The sequence below is a fragment of the Bradyrhizobium sp. UNPF46 genome, from assembly GCF_006658625.1.
Lineage (GTDB): Bacteria > Pseudomonadota > Alphaproteobacteria > Rhizobiales > Xanthobacteraceae > Bradyrhizobium > Bradyrhizobium nitroreducens.
In genome coordinates, this window is record NZ_LFJB01000084.1 from 62574 (window position 1) to 85787 (window position 23214).

24 protein-coding genes are annotated in these 23214 nt (G+C 66.1%); 11 read left to right on the plus strand and 13 right to left on the minus strand.

Going from position 1 to position 23214, the window contains the following annotated elements:
- Positions 1-16 precede the first annotated feature (16 nt).
- Entirely contained in the window at positions 17-2755 is a 2739-nt protein-coding gene (gene topA / locus UNPF46_RS30180; RefSeq protein ID WP_142252428.1) for a type I DNA topoisomerase, read from the minus strand.
- 227 nt (positions 2756-2982) lie between these two features.
- Here topA and UNPF46_RS30185 point away from each other — a divergent pair, with 227 nt between their 5' ends.
- Entirely contained in the window at positions 2983-3222 is a 240-nt protein-coding gene (locus UNPF46_RS30185; RefSeq protein ID WP_142252429.1) for a hypothetical protein, read from the plus strand.
- Positions 3223-3361: 139 nt separating this feature from the next.
- On the opposite strand, the gene UNPF46_RS30190 is transcribed toward UNPF46_RS30185, so the two are convergent.
- Positions 3362-3910 carry a flavodoxin family protein gene (locus UNPF46_RS30190; protein ID WP_142252430.1) on the minus strand — a complete coding sequence of 183 codons (549 nt, stop codon included), beginning with the start codon at positions 3908-3910 and terminating at the stop codon, positions 3362-3364.
- A 107-nt stretch (positions 3911-4017) separates the two neighbouring features.
- Positions 4018-4485, minus strand: coding sequence for a winged helix-turn-helix transcriptional regulator (locus UNPF46_RS30195; protein ID WP_142252431.1), 468 nt, complete (start codon positions 4483-4485; stop codon positions 4018-4020).
- A gap of 123 nt (positions 4486-4608) precedes the next feature.
- Here UNPF46_RS30195 and UNPF46_RS30200 point away from each other — a divergent pair, with 123 nt between their 5' ends.
- Positions 4609-5388 carry an SDR family oxidoreductase gene (locus tag UNPF46_RS30200; RefSeq protein ID WP_181770180.1) on the plus strand — a complete coding sequence of 260 codons (780 nt, stop codon included), beginning with the start codon at positions 4609-4611 and terminating at the stop codon, positions 5386-5388.
- 5 nt (positions 5389-5393) lie between these two features.
- On the opposite strand, the gene UNPF46_RS37975 is transcribed toward UNPF46_RS30200, so the two are convergent.
- Positions 5394-5609, minus strand: coding sequence for a hypothetical protein (locus UNPF46_RS37975; protein WP_174718666.1), 216 nt, complete (start codon positions 5607-5609; stop codon positions 5394-5396).
- Here UNPF46_RS37975 and UNPF46_RS30205 point away from each other — a divergent pair.
- Positions 5563-5745, plus strand: coding sequence for a hypothetical protein (locus UNPF46_RS30205; protein ID WP_100174688.1), 183 nt, complete (start codon positions 5563-5565; stop codon positions 5743-5745). The two genes, UNPF46_RS37975 and UNPF46_RS30205, sit on opposite strands and share 47 nt — an antisense overlap.
- Positions 5746-5803: 58 nt before the next feature.
- Here the strand turns inward: UNPF46_RS30205 and UNPF46_RS30210 are convergent, their stop codons facing one another.
- A complete protein-coding gene (locus UNPF46_RS30210) occupies positions 5804-6412 on the minus strand; it encodes an FMN-dependent NADH-azoreductase (RefSeq protein WP_142252433.1) in 609 nt (202 codons plus the stop codon).
- An 83-nt stretch (positions 6413-6495) separates the two neighbouring features.
- Between UNPF46_RS30210 and UNPF46_RS30215 the strand changes: the two genes are divergently transcribed.
- The gene (locus UNPF46_RS30215; RefSeq protein WP_142252434.1) at positions 6496-6918 is read left to right on the plus strand and encodes a winged helix-turn-helix transcriptional regulator; all 423 of its coding nucleotides are present in this window, start codon (positions 6496-6498) and stop codon (positions 6916-6918) included.
- Here UNPF46_RS30215 and dprA read toward each other — a convergent pair.
- A complete protein-coding gene (gene dprA / locus UNPF46_RS30220; RefSeq protein WP_142252435.1) occupies positions 6915-8057 on the minus strand; it encodes a DNA-processing protein DprA in 1143 nt (380 codons plus the stop codon). The genes UNPF46_RS30215 and dprA overlap by 4 nt on opposite strands.
- Before the next feature lie 91 nt (positions 8058-8148).
- Between dprA and UNPF46_RS30225 the strand changes: the two genes are divergently transcribed.
- Positions 8149-9393, plus strand: a complete 1245-nt coding sequence (locus UNPF46_RS30225; protein ID WP_142252436.1) for an amidase — start codon at positions 8149-8151, stop codon at positions 9391-9393.
- Here UNPF46_RS30225 and UNPF46_RS30230 read toward each other — a convergent pair.
- From UNPF46_RS30230 to UNPF46_RS30245, 4 genes are all read right to left on the minus strand, one after another.
- A complete protein-coding gene (locus UNPF46_RS30230) occupies positions 9385-10575 on the minus strand; it encodes a patatin-like phospholipase family protein (protein ID WP_181770181.1) in 1191 nt (396 codons plus the stop codon). The two genes, UNPF46_RS30225 and UNPF46_RS30230, sit on opposite strands and share 9 nt — an antisense overlap.
- A 184-nt stretch (positions 10576-10759) precedes the next feature.
- Positions 10760-11356, minus strand: coding sequence for a glycerol-3-phosphate 1-O-acyltransferase PlsY (plsY, locus tag UNPF46_RS30235; protein WP_142252438.1), 597 nt, complete (start codon positions 11354-11356; stop codon positions 10760-10762).
- 29 nt (positions 11357-11385) lie between these two features.
- Positions 11386-12687: a dihydroorotase gene (locus UNPF46_RS30240; RefSeq protein WP_174719265.1), complete on the minus strand. Its 1302-nt coding sequence runs from the start codon at positions 12685-12687 to the stop codon at positions 11386-11388.
- 5 nt (positions 12688-12692) lie between these two features.
- Entirely contained in the window at positions 12693-13640 is a 948-nt protein-coding gene (locus tag UNPF46_RS30245; protein WP_028135931.1) for an aspartate carbamoyltransferase catalytic subunit, read from the minus strand.
- 188 nt (positions 13641-13828) lie between these two features.
- Between UNPF46_RS30245 and UNPF46_RS30250 the strand changes: the two genes are divergently transcribed.
- Genes UNPF46_RS30250 through UNPF46_RS30260 form a run of 3 tightly spaced genes read left to right on the plus strand, consistent with a single transcriptional unit; the run spans position 13829 to position 17031 of the window.
- Positions 13829-14578, plus strand: a complete 750-nt coding sequence (locus UNPF46_RS30250; protein WP_502705507.1) for a M15 family metallopeptidase — start codon at positions 13829-13831, stop codon at positions 14576-14578.
- Between the two features lie 21 nt (positions 14579-14599).
- Positions 14600-16243, plus strand: a complete 1644-nt coding sequence (locus UNPF46_RS30255; protein WP_142252439.1) for an acyl-CoA dehydrogenase family protein — start codon at positions 14600-14602, stop codon at positions 16241-16243.
- 23 nt (positions 16244-16266) lie between these two features.
- Complete coding sequence (locus UNPF46_RS30260; RefSeq protein WP_142252440.1) at positions 16267-17031, plus strand: CPBP family intramembrane glutamic endopeptidase; 765 nt, start codon at positions 16267-16269, stop codon at positions 17029-17031.
- Here the strand turns inward: UNPF46_RS30260 and UNPF46_RS30265 are convergent.
- Positions 17028-17951: an AEC family transporter gene (locus UNPF46_RS30265; RefSeq protein WP_142252441.1), complete on the minus strand. Its 924-nt coding sequence runs from the start codon at positions 17949-17951 to the stop codon at positions 17028-17030. The two genes, UNPF46_RS30260 and UNPF46_RS30265, sit on opposite strands and share 4 nt — an antisense overlap.
- 3 nt (positions 17952-17954) lie before the next feature.
- Positions 17955-18440: a Holliday junction resolvase RuvX gene (gene ruvX, locus UNPF46_RS30270; protein ID WP_100174699.1), complete on the minus strand. Its 486-nt coding sequence runs from the start codon at positions 18438-18440 to the stop codon at positions 17955-17957.
- Positions 18441-18486: 46 nt separating this feature from the next.
- Between ruvX and UNPF46_RS30275 the strand changes: the two genes are divergently transcribed.
- Complete coding sequence (locus UNPF46_RS30275; RefSeq protein ID WP_097663185.1) at positions 18487-18699, plus strand: hypothetical protein; 213 nt, start codon at positions 18487-18489, stop codon at positions 18697-18699.
- Between the two features lie 280 nt (positions 18700-18979).
- Positions 18980-21187 (plus strand): DNA/RNA non-specific endonuclease, encoded by a 2208-nt coding sequence (locus UNPF46_RS30280; RefSeq protein ID WP_142252442.1) that lies wholly within the window; start codon positions 18980-18982, stop codon positions 21185-21187.
- A gap of 38 nt (positions 21188-21225) precedes the next feature.
- Here UNPF46_RS30280 and UNPF46_RS30285 read toward each other — a convergent pair whose 3' ends face one another.
- On the minus strand, positions 21226-22116 hold the full coding sequence (locus tag UNPF46_RS30285) for a LysR family transcriptional regulator (protein WP_100174702.1): 891 nt from the start codon (positions 22114-22116) through the stop codon (positions 21226-21228).
- A 97-nt stretch (positions 22117-22213) separates the two neighbouring features.
- On the opposite strand from UNPF46_RS30285, the gene UNPF46_RS30290 reads away from it, so the two are divergent.
- Positions 22214-23191, plus strand: a complete 978-nt coding sequence (locus UNPF46_RS30290; protein WP_142252443.1) for an NAD(P)H-dependent flavin oxidoreductase — start codon at positions 22214-22216, stop codon at positions 23189-23191.
- The last annotated feature ends 23 nt before the right edge of the window (positions 23192-23214 follow it).

Here is a 23214-nt window from a genome sequence, read left to right on the forward strand (position 1 = left end):
CCTCTAATTCTTGATCTCAAGTCTTGCCGGCACTCTTCTTGGCCGGAGCCTTGGTGGCGGCGGACTTGGTCGGCGACGTCTTCGCCGTCGATGCCACGCCGGCGCGCGCCTTGCTGGTGGATTCGGATTTGGTTTTGGCCGCGGCTTTCTTCGCGGCCGGTTTCTTCGGCTTCGGCGCGGTGTCCTCGCCGTCCGCAGCCTTCTTCGCCTTGGCGGGTTTGGCCGCCTTCTTCGCCTTGGTCTTGCCGCCGCCCTTGGCCGCGCGCTCGTCGATCAGCGCGATCGCCTGCGCCAGCGTGACGGTGTCCTTTTCGAACTCGGCCGGGATGGTCGCGTTGACGCCACCGGCGGTGACATAGGCGCCGTAACGGCCGCTCTTCACGGTGACGGTGCCGAGCGTGGGATGATCGCCGATTGCCTTGCCAGGATCGGCGCCGAAGCGGCGGCTCGGGCCCTTGGCGACCTTTTCCGCGATCAGCGTGACCGCGCGGTTGAGACCGATGTCGAAGACTTCGTCGCCGCTCTCGAGGCTGGCATAGGTCTTCTCGTGCTTCACGAACGGTCCGAAGCGGCCGAGGCCGGCCGTGATCGGCTGACCGGTCTCCGGATGCTTGCCGATCTCGCGCGGCAGTGACAGCAGCTTCAATGCAAGCTCGAGCTCGACATCGCCGGGCGAGGTGCCCTTCGGGATGCCTGCGCGCTTCGGCTTCTCGCCTTCTTCGTAATCCTTGGGCTCGCCGAGCTGGATATAGGGCCCGAAGCGGCCGGCCTTGACCCAGACATCGCGCCCCGTCTCAGGATCCTGGCCGAGCGAACGGTCGGCGGTGGCTTCGCCGTCGGCGGCGAGCTGGCGGGTGTAGCGGCACTCCGGATAGTTCGAGCAGCCGACGAAGGCGCCGAACTTGCCGGCCTTCAGATTCAGCCGGCCATTGCCGCAGCTCGGGCACTGCCTGATGTCGCCGCCATCCGCGCGCGGCGGATAGATGTGCTGTCCGAGCATGTCGTCGAGCACGTCAAGGACCTGCGCGACGCGCAGGTCCTTGATCTCGTCGACGGCGCCGATGAAGCCGGTCCAGAAATCCTTCAGAACCTGCTGCCAGGAGATCTCGTTGTTGGAGATGCGGTCGAGCTGCTCTTCCAGATTGGCGGTGAAGTCGTATTCGACGTAGCGGCTGAAGAAACTTTCGAGGAACGCAACCACGACGCGGCCCTTGTCCTCGCCGTGCAGGCGCTTCTTCTCCAGCTTGACGTAGCCGCGGTCCTTGAGGACCTGGAGGATCGAGGCATAGGTCGAGGGCCGGCCGATGCCGAGCTCTTCCATGCGCTTGACCAGCGAAGCCTCGGAGAAGCGGGGCGGCGGCTCGGTGAAATGCTGGGTGACAGACAGCGATTGCCGCTTCAGCGCGTCGTTCGGGCTCATCGCGGGCAGGCGGCGGGAGTCCTCGTCCTCCTCGTCGTCGCGGCCTTCCTGATAGAGCGCGAGGAAGCCGTCGAACTTGACGACCTGGCCGGTGGCGCGCAGCTCCAGCGTGCGACCGCCCGCCTTCGCGGTGATGTCGACGGTGGTGCGCTCCAGCTCGGCCGATTCCATCTGGCTGGCGATGGTGCGCTTCCAGATCAGCTCGTAGAGCCGGGCCTGATCGGCATCGAGCTTGCGGCTCATGCTGTCGGGGCGGCGGGACATGTCGGTCGGGCGGATCGCTTCGTGCGCTTCCTGGGCGTTCTTGGCCTTGGCCTGGTACTGGCGCGGGGCCTCCGGCACATAGGCGTTGCCGTAATCCTCGCCGATCACCTTGCGCGCCTGGGTGATCGCCTCCGGGGCGATCTGCACGCCGTCGGTACGCATATAAGTAATGAGTCCCGTGGTCTCGCCGCCGATGTCGATGCCCTCATAGAGGCGCTGGGCGATGCGCATGGTGTGCGCCGGCGCAAAGCCGTATTTGCGGCTGGCTTCCTGCTGCAGCGTCGAGGTGGTGAAGGGGGCCTGCGGATTGCGCCGGGCCGGTTTCGCGTCCACCGCGGTGACCGCATAGGCAGCCGCTTCCAGCGCCTTCTTGAAGTCTTCGGCTTCCGCGCCGGTTCCAATATCGAGGCGCTGGATCTTCTTGCCGTCGGCGCCGACGAGGCGGGCCTCGAACGCATCGCCGCGCGGGGTCAGCAGGGTCGCGATCAGCGACCAATATTCCCGCGGCACGAATTTCTCGATCTCCAGCTCGCGGTCGCAGACAAGGCGCAGTGCCACCGACTGCACGCGGCCGGCCGAGCGGGCGCCGGGCAGCTTGCGCCACAGCACGGGGGAGAGGGTGAAGCCGACGAGGTAGTCCAGCGCGCGGCGCGCCATATAGGCGTCGACCAGCGCGCCGTCGATCTGGCGCGGATGCTTCATCGCGTCCGTGACGGCCTGCTTGGTGATGGCGTTGAACACCACGCGCTCGATCTTCTGATCCTTCAGCGCGCGCTTCTCCTTCATGACCTCCAGCACGTGCCAGGAGATGGCCTCGCCCTCACGATCAGGGTCGGTCGCCAGAATCAGGCGGTCGGCACCCTTCAGGGACTTGGCGATGTCGTTGAGCCGGCCGGCCGCCTTGGGGTCGACCTCCCAGATCATCTTGAAATTGCTGTCGGGATCGACGGAGCCGTTCTTCGCAGGCAAGTCCCGGACATGGCCGAACGAGGCCAGAACCTCATAGGACGAGCCCAAATATTTGTTAATCGTCTTGGCTTTCGCCGGCGACTCCACAATGACGATATTCATGTAGTTCCAGTAACTTACGGGAAAATTGGGGGCCGAAAACGAAAGGACTCGGGTCGGCCGTTTCGCCCCGAACATGGGTGGTGAGACCTCCGCTGTCAAATCGAGGGGTGTTGAAGCCCTCCCAAATGGGAAAAGTTTCATATCGAGAAAGTTGCAAAATACCACCTTGGAGTTGCGGCCGATGTCGGCGTAATGTTTCCGCGGGGCATGGATTCGGGTGGGGTCTGGTGACTAGGCCGGGAAAGAAACGGGCGCGCGCCGCATCAGGCGTGCCGGGAGGCTCACGTCACGAGGAACCGGGGGAGGGGGGCGCGGACGAGGCCGTCGCCTTCATCGCCGAGCAGGTCGGTGCGTTGCGCAAGCTCGCCGAGCGTCACAAGCTCGATGTCCTGCATTATCTCCTGGGCATGACCAAGCTGGAAGCCGACGAGCATTTGCGGCTGCGCAGCAAGCGCAAGCTGTCGTGAGGGGCGGGATGCAGCCGGGCCGTCGCCCTTCGAGGCTCGCCGAAGGGGCGAGCGCCTCAGGGGGACGGTGAGACAGTTGAAGCGAAGCAATCCAGAATCTTTCCGCGGCGGGATTCTGGATTGCGCAATGACGGAGAGGTTAGCGGCTTGCCATCCTGGCCAATCGCTGGCCGAGATATTCGGCCGTGTCGAGGTCGCTCTGCGGCAACGCGCCGTCCACCAAATGTGTTGCGAGGCCAAGCTGGCTGCCCAAGCGATTGCGGCCGCCCGGATCCTCGCCTCCAGGAATGTCGAGCCCGCACCAGAGCATGCCGTGCTGTGCAGCCAGGATCGTAAAGTAGGTCAGCGTGTGGAGTTGATCGCCGCTTGCGCAGGCGCCGGTGGTGAATCCGGCTGCGATCTTGTTGGACCATCGCTGCCGGGTCCACCGGTCGCTTGAGGCATCTGCGAAGGCTTTGAACTGCGCCGCGGGGCCGCCCATATAGGTCGGGCTGCCGAATGCAACCGCGTCGGCGCGGTCCGTCGTTTCCAATATGCTCTCATTCCGGAAGCGGCCCGACACGATATCGTCGCCTGTGATGCGACAAAGGGCGACCTGCGCTGTGCCATCAGCTCCGCGCGCTACTGCATGTGCCAGCGTCTCGGTGGTGCCGGAGATGGAAAAATAGATGATGGCGAGCAGGGGCATGGCGATGCCGCTTTGAGGGACTTACCATCTTTGACGGCGTCCATATTTTGCACAAGTCCCCCAGCGCGCATTGCGAGCATAGCGGGGTGGGAGGCGGTGCGCGGTCATCACGCCGAGCGCCGCCGCGGCGCCGGCCGCAGCTTCACCATCGTCTCCGCAGGCGTGAGCAGCCGCCCATCCTCCGCGCGCATTTCCAGCTTCTTCACTGGGCGGCCTTTTTCTCGATCCACCAAGATCGTTGCGATCTCCTCGGGGCGGTCGTCGAACTCCTCGCTCCATTGCCGCAGCGCCACCAGGATCGGGAAGGTGCCGCGGCCCTTCGGTGTCAGCACATATTCCTGATAGGCGCTGCCGTCGGAGGCTGGGGCGGTCGCCAGGATGCCGCGGTCGACCAGAGCGCGCAGCCGCGCCGACAGGATGTTCTTCGCCATGCCGAGCTTGTTCTGAAACTCGCCGAAGCGGCGCAGCCCAAACAGCGCCTCGCGGATGATCAGCAGCGACCACCAGTCGCCGAGCGCGTCCAGCGACCTCGCGATCGGGCAGGCATCGCCCTCGAAGCTCGTTCGTTTCACCATCGTCGCCTGTCCCATTCGCGTTCGCACGATTGCCGGGCCGATCACGCGCTTGTGTGGTTGCATCATAAAACCAAATGCCCTAGATGGCAATCTAGTTTCATAATGCAACTGCTGGAGGCGAGCGTGAGACTGACAAACAAGACGGCCCTGATCACCGGCGGCAACAGCGGCATCGGGCTTGCGACGGCAAAGCTGTTCGTGGCGGAGGGCGCCAGGGTGGTGATCACCGGGCGCAACAAGGAGACGCTGGCGGCGGCGGCCAAAGAGCTGGGGCCGAATGCGCTCGCGCTCGTCGCCGATGTGACCGACATCGCAGCGACGGAAGCCGCGATCAGGCAGGGCGCCGAAAAGTTCGGCAAGTTCGACATCGTGTTCGCCAATGCCGGCATTCCCGGCGCCGGAGGCACGCCGCTCGGTTCGGCGAAGCTGGAGGTGTTCGAGAAGGTCATCAGCACCAACCTGACCGGCGTATTCTTCACGGTGCAGTCGGCGCTGCCTTATCTCAACGACAACGCCTCGATCATCCTCAACGGCTCGGTGATCTCGGTGCTCGGCATTCCCGGCTATTCCGCTTACGGCGCGGCGAAAGCCGGCGTGCGGGCGATGGCGCGGATCATGGCCTCGGAGCTGTCGCCGCGCGGCATCCGCGTCAACGTGGTTGCGCCCGGCGCAATCCGCACGCCGATCTGGGGCGCGGCGATCGCAACGCCGGAAGCGGAGAAGGCGTTCGAGAAGCGGATCGGGTTGTCCACGCCTCTCGGGCGTATTGGTGAACCGGATCACGTCTCCAAGACTGTGCTGTTCCTCGCCTCCGACGATGCCGCGCATATCCAGGGCCAGGAGATCTTCGTCGATGGCGGCGCAGTTGCCGCTCCGGCCGGCGCGCCGATCTATCGCGGTTGATCGATTCAAACAAAATTGAATCCATCCGGCGCCACACGCAGGTTGCGCCGGATGGTTCCCTCGTCTTGCGAGGCGTATTTTCTGAACCTTTGCGTGAAGCGTTGAACCTTCGCTTGCGCTGCAAAGACATTTTTACGGGCAGGGGTCACGAGACTCATTTTCAGGGAGCCCGCGATGCCAAAGGCAGCTCGCATTTTTTCGTCGATTTCAGCACCGCGCATTTACAGCGAACGTTCCGCCATTCCCGCCAAACGCTCCGACATGTCCGAGTTCATCGGGGTGGCGCTTTTCGCCGGCATCGGCCTGTTCATTTCGCTGGTCGCCGTCATCCTCGGCATTCAGGGCGCCTGGTTTTAGCCTGATCGACCTGTCAGCCGCCGCCGGAATCCGGCTGCGGCTGTTGTCAGCGTGAGGCTCAGGCCGCGCGCAGGCTGGTGGCCGACTGAAGCGCGCCGGCGATCGCCTTTTCGCGGTGTTCGGGCCCGACCTGGATGCCGTCTGCGGAGATGAATTCGGGATTGGTAATGCCGATGAACCCGAACACCCAGCGCAGATAGGTTTCGAGATGCTCGCCAGCGGCGTATGGCGTCTCCGCGCCGTAATAGCCGCCGCGCGAGATCGCCACGATCACGCGCTTGCCGCCGGCGAGACCCTCGGGGCCGGCCGCGCCATACTTAAATGTCTTCCCAGCCACCAGGATGCGATCGATCCAGGCCTTGAGCTGGCTCGGGATGGTGAAATTGTACATGGGCGCGCCGATCACGACGGTGTCGGCATCGAGGAACTCGTTCAGCACGGCCGCGCTCGCAGCAAGGTCCGGGCCGAGCTCTGCGGGCGCGGGTGCGCCTTGCGCGGCGGCGAGGTGCGAGCCCGAGAGGTGCGCGAGCGGCGTCTGGGTCAGATCGCGGTAGACGATTTCGAGCGAGGGGCTCGCCTGGCGGAGCCAGTCGACGATGGCGGCGGAGACCTGCCGGGACACGGAGTGGGGGCCGAGCACGCTGGAGTCGATATGGAGGAGTTTCATTTGGGGTCACCCTGGTATAAGTTTGTAACCAGCGCTACATGAGTGACTGTCGAAATCCCCGCAAGAACGCACTTTTTTGAGCCATGGGCACATTATTGAAACCTGAGAACACCGGTTTGCCTGCTCCGTCGAGGCCAACCGAGAGGCCCGATCCCAACCACTCCGACTGCCGCGACGTCGCCTCCGTGCTGTCCCGCGTCGGCGACAAATGGAGCGTGTTCGTGATCATGATGCTCAGCGACGGGCCGAAGCGCTTCAACGAGCTGAAGCGCATGATCAACGGCATCTCGCAGCGGATGCTGACCCTGACGCTGCGCGGACTCGAGCGTGACGGGCTGGTCACGCGCACGATCTTTCCGACCATCCCGCCGCGCGTGGACTACGAGCTGACCGATCTCGGCCGCGGGCTGCAACAGCCGGTGAAAGCGCTCGGCGAGTGGGCGATGGCGCATCAGCAACAGATCGCTTCGGCGCGGGCGCGGTTTGACGAGCGCAACGATCGCTAGATCAGAGACACCAACCCGCCGCCGTGACGCTCCAGCTTGCCGGCAAGCTCGAGCTCCAGCAGCACGGTGCGCACGATCGCGGGCGAGGCGCCGGACATCCGCACCAGATCGTCGATCGAGATCGGGGTGGGGCCGAGCAGGCCGATGATCTGGTCGCGGTCGTGACCTTGCGGATCGGTCTCGAACGGCTCGCTGTCGGGCTCGCTCGCTGGGATCATCAGCGGGCGCTCCATGATCGGTGCGACAGCATTGATGATGTCGGCAGCTTCGGTGACCAGCGTTGCGCCCTGCTTGATCAGATCGTTGGCGCCCGCCGCGCGCGGATCGAGCGGCGAGCCGGGCACCGCGAACACCTCGCGGCCCTGTTCGGCCGCCATGCGCGCGGTGATCAGCGAGCCCGAGCGGTGCGCCGCTTCCACCACGACGACGCCGAGCGAGGCGCCCGAGATCAGCCGGTTGCGGCGGGGAAAGTCGCGGGCGCGCGGCTCGTGGCCGAGCGGCATCTCGGAGATCGCAGCACCGTCGTGATCGAGGATCGATGCGAGCAGATCGCCATGCTCCGGCGGATAGATGCAGTCATGGCCGCCGGCGAGCACCGCGATGGTGCCGCTCTCGACACTGGCGCGATGCGCGGCCTGATCGACGCCGCGCGCGAGCCCGGAGATGACGACGAAGCCGGCCTCGCCAAGCTCGCGCGCGAGCAGGCCCGCGAATTTCAGCCCGGCGCCGGAGGCGTTGCGCGAGCCGACGATCGCGATCATCGGCCGCATCAGGGTCTTGGCGTCGCCGCGCACGGCGAGCAGGGGCGGCGCATCGTCGATCATCGCCAGCCGCGCCGGATAGCCGTCCTCGCCGGGCGCGAGCCAGGCGATGCCAGCCTTGCGGCCAGCCGCCAGCTCGGCCTTCGCCTCGTCGGCGCTGCAGATGCGCCCCGATCGCTGCGCACCGCCGCGGCGCGCCAGATCCGGCAGCCGCTCCAGCGCTGCGCGCGCGGTGCCGAAATGATCGACCAGCGAGCGGAAGGTGCGCGGGCCGACATTGTCGGAGCGGATCAGCCGCAGACGGTCGATCCGCTCGGCCTCGGTCAGCTCCACGGTGGGATTGATGGCGTCCACGGCGTCTCCTTGCAAGCGCAGCATGGAACAACCTGAGGGCGTTGCGCAACAGCGACGTGCGCTTGCGCGACATCGCCCCAATGCTAAAAGCGATCCCAATAAGAAGGGTATTGCCATGATCTCACTCGCCGACCTCCAGCGCCGCATTGAAGCCGGCGAGCTTTCGCCCGACGACGCCATCGCCCAGTCGCATGTGGCGATCGAGGCCAAAGAGAAGGACGTCCGCGCCTTCGTCCGGCATGACAAAGCCGCGAAGGCGCAAGCGTCCGGCCCGCTGCGCGGCATCGCGGTCGGCATCAAGGACATCATCGACACCGCTGACATGCCGACCGAGATGGGCTCGGAGATCTATCGCGGCTGGCAGCCGCGCGCCGATGCGCCTGTTGTGATGATGCTGAAGCGGGCGGGCGCGACCATCATCGGCAAGACCACGACGACGGCGTTCGCCTCGCGCGATCCGACGCCGACGCTCAATCCGCACAATCTCGGCCATACGCCGGGCGGCTCGTCCTCGGGCTCGGCGGCGGCCGTCGGCGCCGGCATGATCCCGCTGGCGCTGGGCACCCAGACCGGCGGCTCGGTGATCCGGCCCGCGGCCTATTGCGGGACCGCCGCGATCAAGCCGTCGTTCCGGATGCTGCCGACGGTTGGCGTGAAGTGCTATTCGTGGGCGCTCGACACGGTCGGCCTGTTCGGCGCGCGCGCGGAAGATCTTGCGCGTGGCCTCCTGGCGATGACGGGCCGCACCGAATTTGCCGGCATCGTCCCGGCCAAGGCGCCGCGCATCGGCGTGGTGAGGCAGGAGTTTGCAGGCGCCGTCGAGCCGGCGGCTGAAGAGGGCTTGCAGGCCGCGATCAAGGCCGCCGAACGCGCCGGTGCCAGCGTGCAGACGATCGACCTGCCCGAGGCTGTGCAGGAGGCCTGGCGCATCCATCCCATCGTCCAGGATTTCGAAGCGCATCGTGCGCTGGCCTGGGAGTTCTCGGAGCGTCACGACGAGATCGCGCCGATGCTGCGGGCAAGCCTCGATGCGACCGCCCATCTGACGCCGAAGGAATATGACGAGGCGCGCCGGATCAGCCGCCGCGGCCGCCGCGAGCTCGGCGAGGTGTTCGAGGGTGTCGATGTGCTCCTGAGTTATTCGGCGCCCGGCACGCCGCCGGCAAAGGCGCTCGCGACGACAGGCGATCCCCGCTACAACCGGCTGTGGACGCTGATGGGCAATCCTTGCGTCAACGTGCCGGTGCTGAAGGTGGGGGGCCTCCCGATCGGCGTGCAGGTGATCGCGCGCTTCGGCAACGATCCGGTCGCGCTTGCGGCGGCGTGGTTCCTGGAGAACGCGCTGGCGAATTCAGGCTAGCGCGGGTTCGAAGGGGACAGCGGCGGGCGTTGCGTCTGCCTTTGCACGTTGCCCGAGCCAGCGTTCGGCGGCTGCGCGACCGCTTCGGTGCAGCAGGCGAATGAAGCCGCGGCCGAGATCGGTGGATGAGCGCTGCGCCAGGCCGTCAATGGAATCTTCCGCCGCGATCCTGGTGAGGCGCAGCGACGGTGCGGCATGAGCCTGCGCCCATGCGATCGCCGCGATCTCGGCATTGAGCGCGGCGTTGGCCGCGATCTGGTCGAGCCGGCGGTCGATCGCGGCGAGCGTGATCGGCACGTAGCTGTCGCGCGCCGGCGTGACCTGAACGAGCAGGACGTCGGAGGTCGTCGTCTCCTGCGCCAGCCGCAGCAGCGGCGGGTTGCCGCCGAAGCCGCCGTCCCAATAGGCTTCGCCCTCGATCTCGACGGCGCAATGAACCAGCGGCGGACAGGTCGAGGCCAGCGCGACGTCGGCGGTGATGGCGTCATTGCGGAAGACCTGCTGCTGCCCGTCGCGGATCCGCGTCGCCGCAATCAGCAGCTTTGGGCACGCCGCGCCGCGCAACGCGGAAAAGTCGATGTCGCGCGACAGCGCCTGCCGCAGCGGATCGAGATCGACCGGATCGAACTGGCCGGAGCGCAGCGTCGGCCCGAATGCGACCGAGCTTCCCGCCGGTGAGAAACCACCGACCAGCATCAGCGAACGGAACGAGGCCTCGTGCATCAGGCGGAGCCAGAACCGGCTCAGCCGGCTGCGCGCAGCTTCGCGGCCGCCCTCAGCGAGGCCGGAGGCGAGCAGCAGTGCATTGATGGCACCGGCGCTGGCGCCGCTGATGGTGTCGATCTCAATGGGTTCTTCCAGCAGCCGCTCCAGCACGCCCCAGGTAAAGGCGGCAAAGGTGCCGCCGCCCTGCAGTGCCAGCGAGAGTCTGCGCGGCGGCCATTGCTCGGCGCTTGCCGGCGCGGGTGCGGCCCGAGCAGCCCTGGTCACGACCTCGACCGTCGCAGGTGCTTGCACAACGGGCGGCGGTGCCGGCGGCAAAACCGGAATGGGATCTGGCGCGGGAGGCGGCGAGGGCGCATCGGACCAGATGTCCGTCGTCGAGAGCAGCCGGCTCGCCGCGGTGCGGGTAACACCCTGCGAACCACCCCCATCATGCGCGTCGACAATCTTCTCGCTCATTCCGAGCAACCGCGTAACGCCATCTCGACTGTCAGGATGACAGGCATGGAACCCATTCGCTACTGCCGGCCGCGAATGCGCGGGCAGTTGCGAACAGGATTTGAGATATAATGCAGAGAGAGGGCTCCGGTATCCGTAGATGCCCCGGCTTTAGACGCTTGTCGCGACAAGGTTCGCGACGCGATCAGGCCTTCTCGCCGATGCGGCTTTCCCTGCCGGCTTGCAGCCGCTTGATGTTCTCGCGATGCGCGTAGAACAAGAGCAGCGTCAGCACCGCGAACAATGCTGCGAGCGCGAGGTGGCCGAACCACCACAGGAACATCGGCGTGATGAACGCGGCCACCAGCGCCGACAGCGACGAGTAGCGGGTGGTGAAGGCGGTCGCCAGCCAGAGCAGGCAGAACACCACCATGCCGGGCCAGAACAGGCCGAGCAGGATGCCGATATAGACGGCGACGCCCTTGCCGCCCTTGAACTTGAGCCAGACCGGGAAGAGATGGCCGAGGAAGGCGCCGAGCCCGGCCACCATGGCGGCGTTGGGACCTGCGATGTAGCCGGCGATCACCACCGCCGCAGTGCCCTTGAGCGCGTCGAACAGCAAGGTGCCCGCGGCAAGGCTCTTGCGCCCCGTGCGCAGCACATTGGTGGCGCCGATGCTGCCGGAGCCGATCGAGCGGATATCCTGCGTGCCGGCGAGCCTGGTCAGGATCAGGCCGAACGGAATCGAGCCGAACAAATAGCCGATGACGAAGGCCACCGGCAAAAATGCTTCAAGCCCCATGGCGGCAGCTCCAAAGGCTGGATTTCGCGTCAGACATGCTCGTACACCGTCCGGCCGCCGACAATGGTGCGCACCACGCGGCCTGTAAAGCGGGCCTCGTCGAACGGAGTATTCTTGCAGGGCGATTTGAGGTCGGCGGGATCGACCACCCAGGGGACGTCGGGATCGATCACGATGACGTCGGCGGGGCTGCCTGCGCGCAAGGTTCCGCCAGGCAGTCCCAGAATCTCGGCCGGCCGGGTCGACATCGCCCGGATCAGCGTCTTCAGGTCCAGCTCGTCATTGTGCACGAGGCGGAGGCCCGCCGGCAGCATGGTCTCGAGTCCAATGGCGCCGGGTGCTGCCTCCGCGAACGGCAGGCGCTTGACCTCGACGTCCTGCGGATTGTGGTCCGACATGATCACGTCGATGAGGCCCGAAGCGACGGCTGCGACCAGCGCGCGGCGGTCGTCCTCGGTCCGCAAGGGCGGCGACAGTTTCAGGAAGGAACGGTAGGGGCCGATGTCGTTCTCGTTCAGCGCCAGATGGTTGATCGAGACCGAGGCGCTGACGGTGAGCCCGGCGTCGCGGGCGCGCTGGAGGACCTCCAGCGAGTCGACGCAGGTCAGCGAGGCCGCGTGATAGCGGCCGCCGGTCAATGCCACGAGGCGCATGTCGCGTTCGAGGATCACGGCCTCTGCGGCATTCGGAATGCCCATCAGGCCGAGCCGCGAGGCGAACTCGCCCTCGTTCATGACGCCTTCGCCGACCAGATCGGGATCCTCGGTGAAGTGTACGATCAGCGCGTCGAAATCGCGGGCGTAGGTCAGCGCACGGCGCATCACCTGCGCATTGGTCACGCTTCGAACGCCGTCGCTGAAGGCGACGGCGCCCGCGGCCTTGAGCAGGCCGAACTCGGTCATCTCCTGGCCATGCATGCCCTTGGTGAGGGCGGCCATCGGCTGGATGTTGACGATCGCGGTGTCGCGGGCGCGGCGCATCACGAAGTCGACGGTCGCCGAATTGTCGATCACGGGCTCCGTGTCGGGCTGGCAGATGATGGTGGTGATGCCCCCGGTCGCGGCCGCCTGGCTCGCGGTGGCGAAGGTCTCTCGATGGCTGAAGCCGGGCTCGCCGACGAAGGCGCGCATGTCGATCAGGCCGGGCGCGACGATCTTGCCGGAGCAGTTGACGATGTCGGTTCCCTCGGGGACGCCGGCTGCGCCAATGCCGCGGCGGGTCTCGCGGATGGTGCCGTCGGCGATCAGGACGTCGCCGACACCGTCGAAATCCCTGGAGGGATCCACGACGCGGGCATTGGCGAGCAGGATGGGGCGGCGATCGGTCAACATCGGCATCACGCGTTCGGCAGGTTACGGGCGAGCGCTTCCAGCACCGCCATGCGCACGGCCACCCCCATCTCCACCTGTTCGCGGATCAGGGATTGGGCGCCGTCGGCCACGATCGAGTCGATCTCGACGCCGCGGTTCATGGGGCCGGGATGCATCACGAGCGCGTCCGGCTTGGCATAGGCGAGCTTCTTCTGGTCGAGCCCGAAATAGTGGAAATATTCGCTCGACGACGGCACGAAGGAGCCGTTCATGCGTTCGCGCTGCAGCCGCAGCATCATGACGATATCGGCGCCGTTGAGGCCCTCGCGCATGTCGCGCGCGACCTCGACGCCCATCCGCTCGATGCCCGGTGGCAGCAGCGTGGTCGGGCCGACGACGCGGACGCGGGCGCCCATCGTATTCAGCAGGATGATGTTGGAGCGGGCGACACGCGAATGCAGCACGTCACCGCAGATCGCGACCACGAGCCCCTCGATCCGGCCCTTGTTGCGGCGGATGGTGAGCGCGTCGAGCAGGGCTTGCGTCGGATGCTCATGCGCGCCGTCGCCGGCATTGATCACGGAACCGTCAACCTTGCGCGCCAGCAGTTCCACCGCGCCCGAGGCGTGATGGCGCATCACCAGGATGTCCGGGTGCATCGCGTTCAGCGTCATCGCGGTGTCGATCAGCGTCTCGCCCTTCTTCATGGACGAGGAGGAGACCGACATGTTCATGACGTCCGCGCCGAGCCGCTTGCCGGCGAGTTCGAACGAGGATTGGGTCCGGGTGGAGGCCTCGAAGAAGAGGTTCACCTGCGTCCGTCCCCGCAGGACGGTGCGCTTCTTGTCAACCTGGCGGTTGAGCTCGACATATTCTTCGGACAGGTCGAGCAGGCCGGTGATGTCGGCCGCGGAAAGGCCCTCGATGCCCAGCAAATGCCGGTGGCCGAGGACGAAGGTCGATTTCGATGTCATTAAAGCGAGAGCTATAGGCGCGGATGGCTGGGGGGGCAAGGGCCAAAGCCGGGGTGGTGAGTTATCCCCTGATCTGTCGCCCACTCGGTCATTCCGGGATGGCGCGCAAGCGCCAGACCCGGAATCTCGAGATTCCGGGTTCGATGCTGCGCATCGCCCCGGAATGACGCCGGAGGACGGGAGGCATCGTGAAAACAATTCTTGCAGCTTTTATATCAATCGTCGTCATCTCGCCCGCCCACGCCCAATCGCTTCCCGGCGGCTTCGTCTACCTGCGGGACGTCGATCCCAGCATCATCCAGGACATCCGCTACGCCACGTCGAACAATTTCGTCGGCCGTCCGCTCGCCGGCTACGACGCCGGCGAATGCGTGGTGAAGCGGGAGGTGGGGCTGCGGCTCAAGGCGGTGCAGCAGGAGCTGGCGGCGCAAAACCTCTCGCTGAAGATGTTCGACTGCTACCGGCCGGCGCGGGCCTCGCTCGATATGGTCAAGTGGTCGCAGAACGGTCATGAGACCGCGGCCGAGCGGCGCTACAATCCCAAAATCCCCAAGACCGAGCTGTTCCGCCTGGGCTACATCGCGAGCCGCTCGCAGCATTCGACGGGCGCCGCGCTCGATCTCACTCTGGTCGATCTGAAGGCCGACAATTCCGGCAAGTATGACCCATCAAGAAGCTATGCCGATTGCACCGCGCCGGTCGAAGCGCGCGCCCCCGAAGGCAGCGTCGACATGGGCACCGGTTATGACTGCACCGACACAAAAGGCCATACCGCGGCACCGTCGATCACGGCGGAGCAGCGCGCTTGGCGCAAGCGGCTGGTGACTGCGATGGCCAGGCAAGGCTTTGTGAACTATTCGAAGGAGTGGTGGCATTTTTCCCTGCCAGGGGCAGGCGGGGCCGCCTATGATTTCCCGATCCAGCCGCGCCGGAACTAAAGTCCGCGCCGAGGAAACCTGATGACCCAGCCGAGCTCTGCGACCCACGAGGTCTTCAACCAGTCGCCGCCGTTCGAGGATATCGATCTCTTTACCGTGGACCAGCCGCTGGTCGCCGCGGTGAAGGCCAATGGCGGCGCGGCGGCGGAGCGCGAGCTGGCGGCGTTCGGCAAGCAATGGGGCTCGGCCGCGATGGCCGATCGCGGGCGCCTGGCGAACGAGAACACGCCGAAGCTGCGCACCTTCGACGCCAAGGGCAATCGCCGCGATCAGGTCGAGTTTCACCCGGCGTATCACGAGTTGATGGCGCACAGCGCCCACGCAGGTATCCACAATTCGACCTGGACCGCGAACGGCAAGCCTGCGGGCGAGGCCGCCGAAGTCATTCGTGCGGCGAAATTCTACATGGCCGCGCAGGTCGAGACCGGCCATCTCTGCCCGATCACCATGACGCGCGCCTCCGTTGGCGCGCTGGCGATGCAGCCGGATCTGCTCGCGCGCGTGATGCCGGTGCTGTCGACCAGGAGCTACGATCCCGCCTTCGCGCAGTGGTGGGAGAAGCGCGGCATGACGCTCGGCATGGGCATGACCGAGAAGCAGGGCGGCACCGACGTGCGCTCCAACATGACGCGTGCCGTGCGCGAGGGCGAGGCCTATCGCATCACTGGCCATAAATGGTTCATGTCGGCGCCGATGTGCGATGCATTCCTGGTACTGGCGCAGGCCGAGCAGGGCCTGACCTGTTTCTTCATGCCGCGCTTCGTGCCGGATGGTTCGGTCAATGCGATCCAGTTCCAGCGGTTGAAGGACAAGCTCGGCAATCGTTCCAACGCGTCCTCCGAGGTCGAGTTCGTCGGCGCCTATGGCGAACGGGTCGGCGAGGAGGGCAAGGGCATCCGCACCATCATCCAGATGGTGCAGCTGACGCGGCAGGATTGCGCGATCGCATCCGTCGGCCTGATGCGCTCGGGGCTGGCGCATGCGCTGCATCACGCCCGTCACCGCAGCGTGTTCCAGAAGCATCTGGCCGACCAGCCCCTGATGCAGGCCGTGCTGTCGGACATGGCGCTGCATGTGGAGGCGAGCACGGCTCTGGTGATGCGGCTGTGCCGCGCCTTCGACCGCACGCCGCACGATGCGGCCGAGGCCGCCTATATGCGGCTGCTGACGCCCGCGATCAAATACTGGACCTGCAAGAGTGCGCCGCCGTTCCTCTACGAGGCCATGGAATGCCTCGGCGGCAATGGTTATGTCGAGGACGGTATTCTGGCGCGGCACTATCGGGAGTCGCCGGTCAACGCGATCTGGGAAGGTTCGGGCAACGTGATGTGCCTCGACGTGCTCCGCGCGCTTGCGCGCGAGCCGGAGCCGGCGATGGCCGTGCTGCAATCGCTCGCGGCCGAGACGAAGGGATTGCCGGGGGCGGGGGATACGATCGGCTTCATCGGCCAGACGTTCCGCCGTGCCGACGGCGAGCGTGTTGCGCGCCTCGCGGTCGAGAAGCTGGCGCTGCTTGCCGCCGCTGCGGCGCTGAACGGCGTTTCCCCGCGCCATGCCGAACTGTTCGCGGCGACGCGTCTTGCGGCAGGCCATGCCAGCATGTACGGCGCCGTGGAGCTGGAGAGCGCCGATGCACGCGCATTGCTCGCCCGGGCATTGCCGTGAGCCTTCCCAACGAAAGCCTTTCGATGGACTCCCTCAATCCCGACAATGCACCGCTGACCGTGACGCCGGCGACGCCGCGCGTCTGGAAATTCTGGGGCACCGCGCTGTGGGGCCTTTTCATCTTCGTCGCGATGTTCATCGGGCAGATCGGTGCGATCGTTCTGCTGGCGGCCTCGCGCGGCCTGCCGATGGACCTCGCCTCGATCCAGGCGGTCGGCCATGAGCCTCAGGCGCTCGCGCTGTCGGTCATCATGGGCCTGCCGGCGACGCTCGCCGTGGTGTGGCTCGCCATCGCCATCAAGAAGGCGTCCTTCGTCGACTACCTCGCGCTTCATTGGCCGTCATGGAAGCAGCTGCTGTTTGGTGCAGTCGGCCTCATCCTGGTGGTGCTGGTCTGGGAGACGATGTCGCGCGCGCTCGGCCGCGAGGCGACGCCGGGTTTCATGACCGATCTGTTGAAATCGGGTCGCGACAAGGGCGCGGCGTTGTTGCTGCTGTTCGCCTTCAGCGTGGCCGCTCCGATGTCGGAAGAAATCCTGGCGCGCGGCTTCCTCTATCGCGGCTGGTCGGCGAGCTTTTTGCGCGTGCCCGGCGCGATCCTGCTGTCGTCGCTGGTCTGGACGATCGTCCACCTGCAATACGACATGTACTTCCTCGCCGAAGTCTTCACCATCGGCCTGTGGTTCGGCTACATGCGCTATCGTGCCAATTCGCTCTGGCTCACCGTCGCGCTCCACGCGCTGAACAACCTGACCGCGGTGGTGCTGACGATGTGGCTGGGGAGCTAGGCCACCAGCGCAATCGCGATCGGCATCGTGATCGCCGCCAGGATCGTCTGCAGCGTGATGATCTGCGCCAGCAGCGGCGCGTCGCCGCCCATCTGGCGTGCCAGGACATAGGCGCTCGAGGAGGTCGGCACCGCCGAGCAGATCGCAACGATCGCCAGGCTTTCGCCCGACAGACCGAACCAGACGGCGAGAGCAAGGGCAATCGCCGGCATCAGCACCAGTTTGAAGACGACGCCGATCGCAGCGCTGGCGCTCGGGCGCACCAGGCCTTCGAGATGCAGGCCGGCGCCGGTGACGAGCAGGCCGATCGCAAGCGAGGAGCGGCTGAGCGCGTCCGCCACCTCGTGCCAGAGCTTTGGCAGCGGCAGGTGGGTGACGTTGACGAAGAGGCCGATGACGCAGGCCCAGATCAGGGGATTGCGGATCACGGTCATGGCGATGGCGCGCGCCGACTGTTTCTCGGGCGATGCGTAATGTGCGAGCACGGCGACGCTGAACACATTGACCAGCGGGATGATTGCGACCATTGCGACCGAGGCCAGCGCGAGTCCGACGTCGCCGTACAAATTGGCGGAGACGGACAGCGCGACATAGGTTTGCCAGCGCGTCGCGCCCTGGAAGATCGAGGTGAAGGCGGGGCCGTCGATGGCGAGGCGCGTCAGGGCCGGGCGCAGCGCAAGGCAGAGCAGCGACATCGCCAGCGCCGACAGCAGCAGCGCGCCACCGACGCCAGCGACGGGGACTTTGCTGAGATCGGCCTTCACCAGCGTCTGGATCAGCAGCATCGGAAACAGCACGAAATAGGTCAGCCGCTCCAGCCCGTGCCATTGCGTGTCGAGCCGCATCAGGCTGCGCTTCAGCACCACGCCGAGCACGACGAGGATGAAGACCGGCAGCAGCGCCGCGATCACGACGGCCATCGGTCAGGCGGTCCCTGGACCGAGATTGGCGAGACGATCCAGCGCGCCTTGCAGGATGAAGATGGCGGCGTGCTCGTCGATCACCTCGGCGCGCTTGGCGCGGCTGACGTCCATGCCGATCAGTTCGCGCTCGACCGCTGCGGTCGACAGGCGTTCGTCCCACAGGCCGATGGGGAGGGCGGTCAGGCCGGCAAGATTGCGGGCGAAGGCGCGGGTGGATTGCGCGCGCGGACCTTCGCTGCCGTCCATGTTGATGGGCAGGCCAAGCACGAAGCCGACCACTTTTCGCTCGGCGGCGAGCGCGAGCAGCCGCGCCGCGTCCTGCTTGAACGCCTTGCGCTGGATCGTCTCGACGCCGGTCGCGAGCCGGCGGTCCGGATTGGACACGGCAACGCCGATCGTTTTGGTGCCGAGGTCAAGACCGATCAGCCCACCGCGCGCGGGCCAGTGGGTTGCAGCATCGACGAGAGGCAGGATAAGAGCCGGCATGGCCTAGCGCATATCACGCGTCGCGCCGCGGAGTGAACCCGGAACCATGGATGCGCTGACATTATTCGGCCTGTTCGCCGTCACGGCGATGCTGGTCACCTATGCGCTGGAAGACCGCAGCCATTGGTTTGTCCTGCTGTTCGCCGCGTCCTGCGCGCTCGGATCGGCCTACGGCTTTCTCCAGGGCGCCTGGCCGTTCGGTCTGGTGGAAGCGATCTGGGCCGTCGTGGCGCTGCGGCGGTGGCAGCGGAAGCCGTAGACCGTCCGGCGGCGGGAAGCAGCGTGCGCGAAATGATGCCGCACACCATCGATCAATTGTGGGAAATCTCACATGGGTGAAGGCGCAGGCATGACATGATGCCGGCGATTGACGCTCTGGTTGCAGCGCGGCAAATATATAAGTTTAAAGTAGTGTGGGGCGCATGCCCCCAATTTCCAGAGCGCTTGGCGGCCGGCAATCCAGCCCATGCCGCAACCTTGGCGCAGATTTTCAGGCGCCGGCCACGTCCATATTCGTCCAGTCATTTTGAGAGGTCACGATGCTCATCAAGCCAAGCCTGATCGCGGGCTCAGAAAGGCGATTCAAGCAAGCCGAGTTCTCACCCGACGCATTGAACCGGAAACTGGGCGACGGTCCGATCGAGATGACCGTCGACAAGATGCGCCTGCGCCAGCGCCAATTGCTGGCCGAGACGCAGGACGTGGAGAAGGCCGAAATCGGCCTGGAGCGGATCATCCAGGGCAACGATCTCGACAGCATCAATTACCTCGCCAAGGGCACCGCCGCCTCGCGCTCGGTCTGCCGCATCCAGCTCAGGGATCTCAAGTCGAACCTGCTCGGCTACGGCTCGGGCTTTCTGATCGGGCCAGGCCTGCTGATGACCAATCATCATGTGTTCGGCAAGCCGGCCGAGGCCGCCAATTCGATCGCCGATTTCAACTACGAGCTCGACATCTCCGGGCAGGAGCGCGTGCCGGTGCGGTTCGGCTTCGAGCCGGGCAAGTTCTTCTACACCAATGACAGGCTGGATTTCTCGATCGTCGCGGTGGCGCCGACCTCGCAGTCAAGCGGGGAGGAGCTCGAGGACTTCGGATGGCTGCCGCTCAGCGGCGCGCCGGGCAAGGCGGATCCCGGCGAATATCTCACCATCATCCAGCATCCCAGCGGGCAGATGAAGCAGGTTTGCGTCCGCGAGAACAAGCTGCTCAAATATGTCGGCGACTTCCTCTGGTACAACACCGACACGACCGCGGGCTCGTCGGGCTCGCCCGCGTTCAACCGCTTCTGGCAGGTGGTCGCGCTGCATCACAGCGGCGTTCCCCGCAAGGACGCGCAGGGCCGCACCCTGACCAAGGACGGCAAGGTGTGGAAGCCGTCGATGGATGAATCCCTGATCGACTGGATCGCCAACGAAGGCATCCGGATCAGCGCGATCGTCGCCGATCTCAAGGTGGCCGTCGGCTCCCATCCCATGATCAAGCCGGTGCTGGACGAGGAGGAGCCGCCGACCCGGCACGAGGTCGAGAAGGTCCGCGCGCCGGCCACGGCGCCTGCGTTCGGTGCCAATATCTGGGTCGAGCAGTCGCTCGACGGCACCTCGCTGGTGGTTCCGATCCGCGTGCCGCTGCCGATGCTCAGGAAGGACATTCCGTTCGCTCCGCTGCCGCCCGTGCCGGGCCCGGCGGGAGGCAATGGAGGCGCACCCAACGGCGGCACGCCGCTGATCCCGCCGCCGGCCGCTCTCCTGCCGCACATCAGCGCCAACAACGGCCTGCCCATGGAGGCCGTGCACATCGATCAGAGCACGCTGAAATCGCGCCCCGGCTACAAGGCGAGTTTTCTCGGCACCGGCAAATTCTCGGTGCCCTTGCCGAAGATTCCGGCCGCGCTCAAGTCCAGCATCGCGACGCTGAAGGGAAGCTCCAAGCAGTCCGAGCTGAAATATTTCAACTACAGCGTCGTCATGAACAAGGAGCGCCGGCTCGCCTTCTTCAGCTGCGTCAATATCGACGGCGGCAAGCAGCAGGACGTCGGCAAGCGCGAGGGCGATTCCTGGCTGCGCGATCCGCGCATCGACGACGATGCCCAGATCGGCGACGAGTTCTACCGCAAGCAGGCGACCCTCGAGGCGGACCGCAGCAAGAATCCGTTCGACCGCGGTCATCTCGTGCGCCGGCTGGATGCGACCTGGGGCGACACCGTCGCCGCGGCGAAGCAGCATGGCGACGATTCCTTCCACTTCACCAACTGCTCGCCGCAGTTCTTCTCGTTCAACCAGGGCAAGCAGCTCTGGGCGGGCCTGGAGGATTACACGCGCGACGTCCTGCTCGAAGGCGAGGAGAAGGGCATCGTCATGAACGGTCCGGTGTTCGACGGGCCGGATGCCGATGGCTCCGATCTGCCCAATCCGGCCGGTCGGCCGCACAAGGATCCGAGCTTCGGCGGTGTCCAGATCCCGAAATATTTCTGGAAGATCCTGATCCGGCGCAACGAGGATGGCGACGCGCTCAAGGCGGCGGCCTTCCTGATGAGCCAGCGAAAGCTGATCATGGACATCGACCGCATCCAGGAGGCGGATCTGCGCGAGAAGATGTCGGAGGAGGACGTCAGCGTCTTCCAGGTCTCGATCGCGGACCTCACGAAATTGACCAAGCTGGATTTCGGCAATCTCGCTGATGCGGATTCGCACGAGGCGACCTCGGTCGGCCCGCGGCGGATCGAGTCCTATGAGGACATTCGACTGTAGATCACGCGGAAAATACCGAGCGAGGTGGCGTCACCGCGTCAGGCCGCGATGACGTCCTCCTCGGGCTTCAGGCAGGCGGCAAAGCCGCTCAGCGCGCTGGTTTGATGGCCGGCGTGACGCTGGATGAAGAGCGTCTCGACGCGCGCATGGGCAGCGCTCAGCGTGTGGATCGAGACGCTGCCGTTCATCGCGCTGCGTTCGACGACCGCGCGCGGCAGCAACGTCACGCCCATGTCGGCGGCGACGCAGCCGATCATGCCGTCGAGCGTGCCGAGCTCGAAGCGTGCGGCCGACGGCCAGCCGAAATCGACGAAGACCTGCTCGAGCCGTTGGCGGTAGGTGCAGCCGGTGCGGAACACCAGCGCGGTCGGGCCGGATTCCGGCGTGCCGGCGCGCAGCTCGGCCAGCGAGCTCCAGCGGCGCGCGCTGACCAGCACCAGCTCCTCGCGGAAGGCGCTCGTCGCGGCGAGGTCGGCATGTGCGATCGGACCTGCGACGAAGGCGCCGTCGAGCGTGCCTTCGAGCACGCCGGCGACGAGGTCGGCCGTGGTGGCGGTGCGCAAGGAGAGCCGCACGGCGGGAAATCGGCGGTGGAAGTCGGCGAGCAGCGGCGGCAGCCGCACCGCGGCGGTCGTTTCCATCGAGCCGATCGCAAGAGGTCCCTTCGGCTCGCCATCGTCGCGCGCCGCCAGCACCGCCTCGCGCGCGAGCGCGGCCAGCCGTTGCGCGTAAGGCAACAGGCGCTTGCCCGCGCCGGTCAGCGTCATGCCGCGGCTGTGACGTTCGAACAGCGCCGTGCCGATCTCCGCCTCCAGCGCCTTCACGCGCTGGGTGACGTTGGATTGCACGGTATTCAGCTCTTCCGCAGCGCGGGTGATGCCGCCGGTGCGGGCGACGGCGGCAAAGGTCTGGATGTCCGTGAGTTCCATGGCATCGTTTCGCTTTTGAGATGGCAACGTTCGCAACAATTCATTTTTCGAGAATGTTAGTCGTGCCTAATCTCGCTGTCCAGATCGGGGAGGGGTCATGCCCATTGCGACGCCGCTGACGAGCTTGCTGGAGATCAGGCATCCCATCCTGCTGGCGCCGATGGATGTCGTCGCCGGCAGCCGTCTGGTGACGGCCGTCAGCCGCGCCGGCGGTTTTGGCATTCTTGGAGGCGGCTACGGCGAGAGGGCGTGGCTGGAGGGGGAGACCGCAAAGCTCGCCGGCCTGCGTGCGCCGTTCGGTGTCGGCTTCATCACCTGGAGCCTCGCCAAGCGGCCCGAGCTTCTCGACATTGCGCTCGCCGCAAAGCCATCCGCGATCATGTTGTCGTTCGGCGATCCCGCGCCGTTCGCAGTCAGGATCAAGTCAGCCGGCGCGCGTCTGATCTGCCAGGTTCAGGACGAGGCGATGGCGCGGCAGGCGCTCGATGCCGGCGCCGATATCCTGATCGCGCAGGGGACGGAGGCGGGCGGTCACGGTGCCTCGCGTACCACGGTCGATCTCGTGCCTGCCGTGGTTGATCTCGCCGCAGGTCGTGTGCCTGTCGTCGCGGCCGGCGGCATCGCCGACGGGCGCGGGCTTGCCGCCATGATGATGCTGGGTGCGAGCGGCGTGCTGCTCGGCACGCGCTTCTATGCCAGCCAGGAGGCCGACGGCGCGGAGGAGGCCAAGCGGCGCATCTGCGCGGCGAACAGCGGCTCGACCGTGCGCGGCATCGTCTTCGATCTCTCCCGCAACAATGTCTGGCCGGCGCCGTTTACCGGCCGATGCCTCGTCAATGATCACGCCCGGCGCTGGATCGGCCGCGAAGTCGAGCTGCTGCAGAATGTCGCCGCAGTCGCGGCGGAATATGCGGCGGCAAAAGCCGCTGGAAATTTCGACGTCGCGGCCGTCATCGCGGGTGAGGCGGTCGGACTGATCCATGATATTCCACCGGCGGCCGAGCTCGTCGAGCGGATTACGGTTGAAGCGGAGCAGCTTCTTGCCGGGCGGAGAAACTCGGTGACAGCAGCGTAGATTGCTTACCCTCCCCTGGAGGG